The following is a 7,187-nucleotide window of genomic DNA, read 5'->3' as shown; positions in this document are numbered from 1 at the left end:
CCAAAGCGCAAAGCCTCTCAAAGCCCTTTTTACAGGCGTTTTCGTCGCCGCTTAGCAACCAAGTTTGAAAGACGGTGTTATTGCCCGGCGCCTGCGTTACTTCTTGCGAATTTATTTGCATATTTTCTCCTTAAAGTTGATTTTAAAATTAGCAATTCGCATTTTACGACTTAAATTTTAATTTATGCTTAATTTACGCTTTTAAGAAAACGTAAATTTTAAACGGATTATAATCGCCGAGTTTTGTATTAAACTATGATTTTTTGATTAAGCCATCTTGCCTCAGATATAGCTCGTTTGACTCACGGTTCGTTGATTTTGTTCGCCCAAGATAAGCGCATATCCGCTACCTTGCGCGTTTTGGATGAGTTCGGGGTAGAGTTTTTTGCGTAGTTTATACACAAAGCTTCGTATCGCGTCGGCGGTGCAGCTACCCTCCTGCCAGACGCACGCCTCGATCATCTCAAAGCTCACGACGCGGCCCTGATTTTTTAGAAAAAGATGGAGTAAATTTTGCTCTTTTTTAGTTAGTGCCACGGGCCGGCCGTCCTTTGTTAGCTGCCTGCTAAAGGCGTTAAATTTAAAGCCGTTTTTTAGATCAACCTCCGCAAAATCGTTTTTAAATTTATTCGCCACAAAGCTCATTTGCATGATTAGATCGCGCTTTTCAAACGGCTTTTTTAGCACGCCAAAGCTACCTAGCTCTATCGCGCTAAGCACGTTTTCATCGCTACCATATGCAGTAAGAAATATAATAGGCACGTCCTTATCCAGCCCCCTTATACGAGCCGCCATCTCAAGCCCGTTCATGTGCGGCATGTTGATATCAGAAAGCACCAAATTTACGCCTTTTGCCTCAAAAACCTCCAGCGCCTCTTTCGCGTTTGCGCAGGCGTAAACCTCGCTCACGTAGTTTTCGACCGATATCTTGATACTCTCGCGCAGGCTCTCGTCGTCCTCGACGATGAGCAAATTTACGCCGTTTAAGATATTTTTTATTTTGCTATACACGCTAGCCTCGTTTCTTGTTTGTCTTTCTTAAGTTTGCAAACTAATTTTTAAATTTATCGCCTCGTCTAAATTTCGCCTAAAAATAGCGTAAATTTAGTCGGATTTACGGCACTTTCAAGCTCCAGCGAGCCGCCTAGCTTTTTTACGGCGAGCTCCCTAGCTACGTTTAGCCCCGTGCCCGTGCCCATATTTTTTGTCGTAAAAAACGGCTCGAAAATTTTATCGCTATCCGCCTTAACTCCGCCGCCGTTATCGCTCACGCTCACGCAAAATAGCTCGCCCGCCCTCTTTAGCTCGATTAAAATTTGCGGCGTATCACGTCCGCTTTCAACCAGCGCGTCCTTGGCATTTGAGAGCAAAGAAAGCAGGATCTGCCTCACGTAGCTAGCGACGCTTTTTAGCTCGTATTTGCCACCATCGTGAGTAAATTTTAGCTCGATGCCGTGAGAGTTTAGCTCTGGCCGCACTATCAAAATAAGCTCGTTTATGATATTAACGAGATCAAATTTTGCCGCACCCTCGCCGCTGGCGTAAAAATTTCTAAACGCCTTTATCGTTTCGTCCATGAGCCTTAAGCTCTTTTTGCAGGCTGCGATTTGAGCCGGTATGCGCTCAAATTCGCCCTCGCGCGCGCACTCCTCGATGTTATCCAGATACAGTCCCAGCGCGCTTAGAGGCTGGCGCTGCTGATGCGAAATGGAGTTTATCATCTCGCCTACCAGCGCGGTTTTGGCGTGAGCTAGCACCGAGCGCCTATGCTCAAGCTCCTTTTTTTCGAGCTCCTTTTCGTGCGTGACGTCAGTGACCGCAAGGATAAATCCGTCAAATTTTACCCCGCCCTCAAGCACGTTCGAGACGTTTAGTCTGAAGCTTTTTTCACCCTTTTTACTATAAAATCGCTCGAGTTTATCGGGCTGTTTTTAAGATTTTTAAAGCTCTTTAGCTCGCCAAGCCCCTGTGCCGCAGCGATCACCTCGTCAAATTTCGCTCCGTAAAAAACCTTGGGCGCTAGAGTGAAAATCCGCTCGAATTTTTTATTTATAAATTTAATTACGCCTTTTTTATCCGCGTACAAAAGCCCCAAATTTAGCGTCTTGGCAAAGGCTCGCGCAACCTCGCTAGGCCCGCTTGCGTTATTCTTTATAGCCCGCGATGTCAAGCCCAAAGCCTTTTAACGCGACGAAATCTTTGTTTTTATTCGCGCTTAAAAGCTCGATACGGCTGACGCCTAGTTTGTGTAAAATTTGCGCCCCGATGCCGTAGTCCTTGACCTGTCCGCCGCACTTCTCCTCGCCCTGCAAAAACACTGCGACGCCGCCGTTTTTGGATAGATACTCAAGCGACTCGAGCAGCTCGGCGAATTTATCGGAGCCAAGCAGCTCCACGTCGCTTGAAATTTGATGAAATTTGACCGCGGTTTTGTCTTTTATCTCGCCGAAAACAAAGGCATAGTGTCGCTCGCCTTTGTGATCTAGGATCTCGCATTTTAGGGCGTCAAAGCCTGCTATCTTAGCCGCGCTTTTTTCTTTTATCTCGATTAGACTTTCGTGTTTTAGACGGTACTGCACGAGCTCAGAGACCGAGACCATATTTAGCCCAAATTTCTCGCAAAACGCCTCCAGATCTGGCCTGCGAGCCATATTTCCGTCCTCTTTTACGATCTCGCAGATGACGGCTGCTTGCGTTAGGCCGGCAAGCTTGCATAGATCGACCGAGCCTTCGGTGTGTCCCGTGCGGCTTAGCACGCCGCCTTTTTTAGCGATGAGCGGGAAGATATGCCCAGGGCGCACGAAGTCCTGCGGCTTTGACATCGGATCGGCCGCTAGGCGGATCGTGACGTCGCGCTCGTATGCGCTTACGCCCGTGGTCGTATTTTTGGCGTCTATGGTGACTGTAAACGCCGTCTCGTGGCAGGATGTGTTTTTATCCACCATCAAATTTAGATCGAGGCGACGCGCGATCTCCTCGTTTAGCGCGAGGCACAGCACGCCTTTTGCGTGAGTAATGGCGAAATTTACCTTTTGCGTATCGCTAAAAGTCGCCGCAAATACCAGATCGCCCTCGTTTTCGCGATCCTCATCGTCGACCATGACGACCATTTTGCCATTTTTTATATCGTTTATGGCCTGCTCTACTCTATCCATTGTTATTCCTTGTTTAAAAATTTGGGGTAATTATACATTTTTAGCTTTGAATTTAGGCTTTTGCGCGGGCTTGGCTTGAGATTTTACGGACTTTTAGATGTAGCCAAACGCGGCGCGAACGGGCTTTAGTTAAATTTAAACGAAGCGACCAGGCTTGTAAGTTTTTGTTTAATTTTTACGGATTTATTAAATTTGACCGATTTTGGGCATAACCCGCACCTTGAAAATGTTAAAGGTTAAATTTGGCGATAATAATATGCGTGAGGCAAATTTACAAGAATTGTTATTTTGATTAAATTTGTCAAACCTTAAAATGGAGCGCGATACGATTTGGGTTGTTTTTCATCGCGGCGACTAAATTTGATCAAACTCGCCGCTGATTGGAACTGTTTTGGAGCAAATTTGCCGACCTTAAAAGCATAAATGCTCGCTTAGCGTTACGCGAGTGATAAATCTTTTTAACGACCACATCCGCGCTCTTGTTCAAACGGTTTTTATCGCACGCGTACTCCGATCGGCAACTTCAGCTCTTACACCTTACTAATATCTATTTCTCAAACGACTGCAAATGCTTTTAAATAGTTGATTTTTCTGATTCAAAAATTTTGTATCGGCCAAATTTAACAGCCGTATCTGTATCCAAATTTATGACAAAAAAGATAGCGTTTACAAAATTTGACGATTTTACGGCTTTGGCTTGATTTGGTATCTTGCGCCAAGTTTTGCAAATTCTTTGGCGAAAAACGCGTTTAGATCGCGCAGGCTGTCGTCGTTCATTTGGATAAGTTTTAGGCGGTTTTTCTTGTAAATTTTGATCTTTTTACTTTTTCTTTTTAGATACTGCGGTGTTTCAAGTCCCCAAAATTCGATATAAATTTCGCTTTGCGTCAAATAAAAATCACTAATGACACGCTCTTTGGTCGGCACCTTTTTCTCGTAGATAAAATCTATACCGCGGTAAAATAGCCAATTTGCCACAATGAGCTCGGCGCGGCTTTTTACCGTATTGCCGCTATCGCTTTTGTATCTAGTTTGCTTGATTTTTTGCTTTTTAAATAGCTTTAAAGCTAGCAAAGCAATTACGATCAGCAGTAAAACGATTAAAATTTGAGATACGTCAAAGTTCATAAACAATTTTCTTTAGTGCAAAATTTGATTTTTTGGAGTAAGTGAAGGATAAATTTTAGATTTGGTTGCGGAGGACGGATTTGAACCGCCGACCTTCGGGTTATGAGCCCGACGAGCTACCACTGCTCTACTCCGCGATGAAATTTGAGTGGATGGGGTAAGAGGATTCGAACCTCTGGATGATTGGACCAAAACCAATTGCCTTACCGCTTGGCGATACCCCAGCCTGTAAAAAGAAAGGTGATTATATATATTTTTACCTTATTTGTCAAGCTTTTTGGCAAATTTTCGCCGTTTTTTCAAAGCTTTTCCATAAAAGCCGTGCTGTATGAGCCGCTTAAGCGCCTATTTATATCATCCTGCCAGCTAGCAGGTAGCGCTTCTAGCGCTCTAAATTTGGGCAACAAATCCAAATTTTCGCTCGGATTAAAAAATAGTTTATTTATTTGCATTACGCTTAGAGCATTTTCGTTTTTTTGCAGGATCTCCACCTCGCAGCCGGCCTTGCACGACCCGTTTTCTAGTACTTTATAGTACCAGCCGGTTAGCCCCGTGGCAAAAATTTCTTTAGCCAAATTTGCATTTCCCCACCGCTTTGCGAGCTTAAAGCACGGTTTTCGCGGTTGGGTTACTTGTAGCACCAGCGAGCCGATTTTATGCACGTCGCCCACGTTTACGCTTTTTTCATCCAGCCCGCTAATGGTCAAATTTTCGCCCATCGCGCCTAGCGGCAAATTTTTAAGCCCAAGATAAGCTTCCCACGCGGGATAGTTTTCTAGCGAATTTGCAAACACGGCTTTATTTACGCCGCCGTGATGTTTCGTATCAGCTACCTCATCACCCTCAAATCCAAGCTCGCTTGCATAGATTTCGCCCGTCTGCGCATTTTTAAATATCGCTGAGCGCCAAGCCTTGCCTAGCTCGTCCGTGGCCGCCGCGTTGCCGTACTGCCTTGCTTTACCTATCAAAAGCGCTTTTAGAAATGCCATCTTGCCCTCACGCCACGTTTTGCAGATTTAGCTGAACCTGCTCGCCCTCGTCGTTAAACTCAAACCTAACCGCCCTAGCCCCAAAGCTCTTCGCGATCGCCTCTAGCGTATCGCACGCAGACTTGTGGATCTTAGACTGGAGCTGATTTATCAGGCGTACGGACATCTTTTCGACCTCGGCGCGCGCCTCCTCGATGAGTCTGTTTTTATCCTCCTCGCTAAAGCTACTACCGAAAAATCCGTTTAGCGAATCAGGCAGCAAAAACGGGATAAATTTGCCGTTTTTCTCGTCGTAAAATTTCATATTCGCGATCGAAAATTTGTATTTGCAAGGCGGCATCTTGATGAGATACTCCTCGCTCGCGACGTTTACGATCTCTAGGCGCGGGCTCGTTAGGTCGTAGATGAAATTTATCTCAAACTCAAATATCATCGAGAGCTTTTTCTCGCTCACCAGCCAGCGCAGATACTCCTTGCCAAAGCTGCCAAATGCATGGTCGGTCTTAGTCACGATCTCTTTACTATAGACCTGAAAAACCGATAGCTCGCCGATGGATTTTAGCTGTGATATCTCGGTGCTAATCTGCGTCATCGCAGGCTTTTGCGCGGTTTTTAAGGCTTTACTAAATCTAAAAATCGTAAATACGCAAATCGCCAGCAAAATCGCTAAAATAAGGCTTGTAACATCTATCATCTTTGCTCCTTTAAAAGGCGATTTTAGCGAAATTCGTTAAAATAATCGTTAAATTTGAGCTTTGGGCTGTTTTGTATCGGTATAAATTTAGCAGGCGTTTAGAACTTTGACGTAGTTTGGCAAAACCCGCACCTTTAAGATACGGGTTCAATTTTGACTCAAATTTGAAGCAAATTTAACGCCAAACCCAAATTTAGCAAGCAAATTTGAGCTCAAATTTAACCGCCTAAAACACCTGAATAAATTTAAAATCATGCTCTCTGAGCACTTTTTTGATGAGCTCTTGGTGATCCTCGCCCTTGGTTTCCAGCGTGATCGTGATGTTTGCGTCGCCGTACTCTAGGTTCGTGGAGAAGCGGTCGTAGTCGATTTTTACGATATTGGCATTTGCGATCTTTAGGCTATCGGTTAGGTTCATAAGCGCGCCTGGTTTATCTATCAGCGTGATTTGTAGCGCCATCTTGCGGTGCGACTTTATTAGACCTTTTTCGATGATGACGTTTAGCATCTGTACGTCGATGTTTCCGCCGCTTAGCACGATGCCGATACGCTCGCCGGCTTTAAATTTGACTTTTTTGTGCAAGATACTGGCGACGCCGACCGCGCCCGCGCCCTCGACCACGATCTTTTGCGTCTCGAGCAGGAACAAAATCGCGTTTGCGATCTCCTCGTCATCGACCTGCACAAACTCATCCACGCACTCTAGGATATTTGCCAGTGTCGTCTCGCTCGCGTCGCGAACCGCGATACCGTCGGCGATCGTGCGAACTGTTTTTGAGTTTATGCTCTTTTTAGCGCCAAAGCTGTTAAACATAGCAGGCGCGCCCTTTGCGCTCACGGCGACCACGCGGATGTCTGGGTTTACCTGTTTTACACAGCTTGATATGCCGCTGATTAGCCCGCCGCCGCCAACCGGCACGATGATAGTCTCAAGCTCGGCTAGATCGTCAAGCATCTCAAGCCCCACCGTGCCCTGCCCAGCCATCACGTACTCGTCGTCAAACGGATGAATAAAGCTCATGCTCTGCTGCTTGGCATACTCGACGGCGTAGGCATAGGCTTCGTCAAAGTTATCGCCCTTTAGGATGACTTCGGCGCCTAGATCTTTGGTGCCTAGCACCTTTAAAAGCGGCGTGGACTCGGGCATCACGATAGTAGCGGGCGTTTTAAACTCGCGCGCCGAGATAGCCACGCCTTGGGCGTGATTGCCGGCACTTGCCG

Annotated in this window: 8 protein-coding genes and 2 tRNA genes; all 10 read right to left on the bottom strand. The window is 45.8% G+C overall.

Annotation, left to right across the window (positions count from 1 at the left end; translation table 11 throughout):
* Window positions 1–282: 282 nt before the first annotated feature.
* Window positions 283–1,011: a response regulator transcription factor gene (locus Q0314_RS01880; protein ID WP_298055901.1), complete on the bottom strand. Its 729-nt coding sequence runs from the start codon at window positions 1,009–1,011 to the stop codon at window positions 283–285.
* Window positions 1,012–1,076: 65 nt separating this feature from the next.
* A complete protein-coding gene (locus Q0314_RS01875) occupies window positions 1,077–1,859 on the bottom strand; it encodes an ATP-binding protein (protein WP_298055900.1) in 783 nt (260 codons plus the stop codon).
* An 11-nt stretch (window positions 1,860–1,870) separates the two neighbouring features.
* Entirely contained in the window at window positions 1,871–2,170 is a 300-nt protein-coding gene (locus Q0314_RS01870) for a hypothetical protein (protein WP_298055898.1), read from the bottom strand.
* Window positions 2,145–3,155: a bifunctional 3,4-dihydroxy-2-butanone 4-phosphate synthase/GTP cyclohydrolase II gene (locus Q0314_RS01865; RefSeq protein WP_298055897.1), complete on the bottom strand. Its 1,011-nt coding sequence runs from the start codon at window positions 3,153–3,155 to the stop codon at window positions 2,145–2,147. The genes Q0314_RS01870 and Q0314_RS01865 overlap by 26 nt, the downstream gene beginning before the upstream one ends.
* Before the next feature lie 684 nt (window positions 3,156–3,839).
* Window positions 3,840–4,283 carry a helicase IV gene (locus tag Q0314_RS01860; RefSeq protein WP_298055895.1) on the bottom strand — a complete coding sequence of 148 codons (444 nt, stop codon included), beginning with the start codon at window positions 4,281–4,283 and terminating at the stop codon, window positions 3,840–3,842.
* 62 nt (window positions 4,284–4,345) lie between these two features.
* Window positions 4,346–4,420: transfer RNA gene (locus Q0314_RS01855), tRNA-Met, on the bottom strand.
* 12 nt (window positions 4,421–4,432) lie between these two features.
* A tRNA-Gln gene (locus Q0314_RS01850) sits at window positions 4,433–4,507 on the bottom strand.
* A gap of 75 nt (window positions 4,508–4,582) precedes the next feature.
* On the bottom strand, window positions 4,583–5,272 hold the full coding sequence (locus tag Q0314_RS01845) for an MOSC domain-containing protein (RefSeq protein WP_298055893.1): 690 nt from the start codon (window positions 5,270–5,272) through the stop codon (window positions 4,583–4,585).
* 7 nt (window positions 5,273–5,279) lie between these two features.
* The gene (locus Q0314_RS01840) at window positions 5,280–5,966 is read right to left on the bottom strand and encodes a DUF4230 domain-containing protein (RefSeq protein WP_298055891.1); all 687 of its coding nucleotides are present in this window, start codon (window positions 5,964–5,966) and stop codon (window positions 5,280–5,282) included.
* 226 nt (window positions 5,967–6,192) lie between these two features.
* The coding region (gene ilvA / locus Q0314_RS01835) for a threonine ammonia-lyase (protein WP_298055889.1) at window positions 6,193–7,187 on the bottom strand (995 nt) is incomplete at its 5' end.

The sequence above is a fragment of the uncultured Campylobacter sp. genome (genome assembly GCF_938040115.1).
Classification (GTDB): domain Bacteria; phylum Campylobacterota; class Campylobacteria; order Campylobacterales; family Campylobacteraceae; genus Campylobacter_A.
The sequence above is the reverse complement of the archived record's forward strand: the minus strand, read 5'-3'. Positions and strand labels throughout refer to the sequence as shown.

Bases quoted from the DNA above. Each gene is read 5' to 3' on its own strand.
- Q0314_RS01840 (WP_298055891.1), bottom strand. From the start codon at position 5,966: ATGATAGATGTTACAAGCCTTATTTTAGCGATTTTGCTGGCGATTTGC.
- Q0314_RS01860 (WP_298055895.1), bottom strand. From the start codon at position 4,283: ATGAACTTTGACGTATCTCAAATTTTAATCGTTTTACTGCTGATCGTA.
- Q0314_RS01865 (WP_298055897.1), bottom strand. From the start codon at position 3,155: ATGGATAGAGTAGAGCAGGCCATAAACGATATAAAAAATGGCAAAATG.
- Q0314_RS01845 (WP_298055893.1), bottom strand. From the start codon at position 5,272: ATGGCATTTCTAAAAGCGCTTTTGATAGGTAAAGCAAGGCAGTACGGC.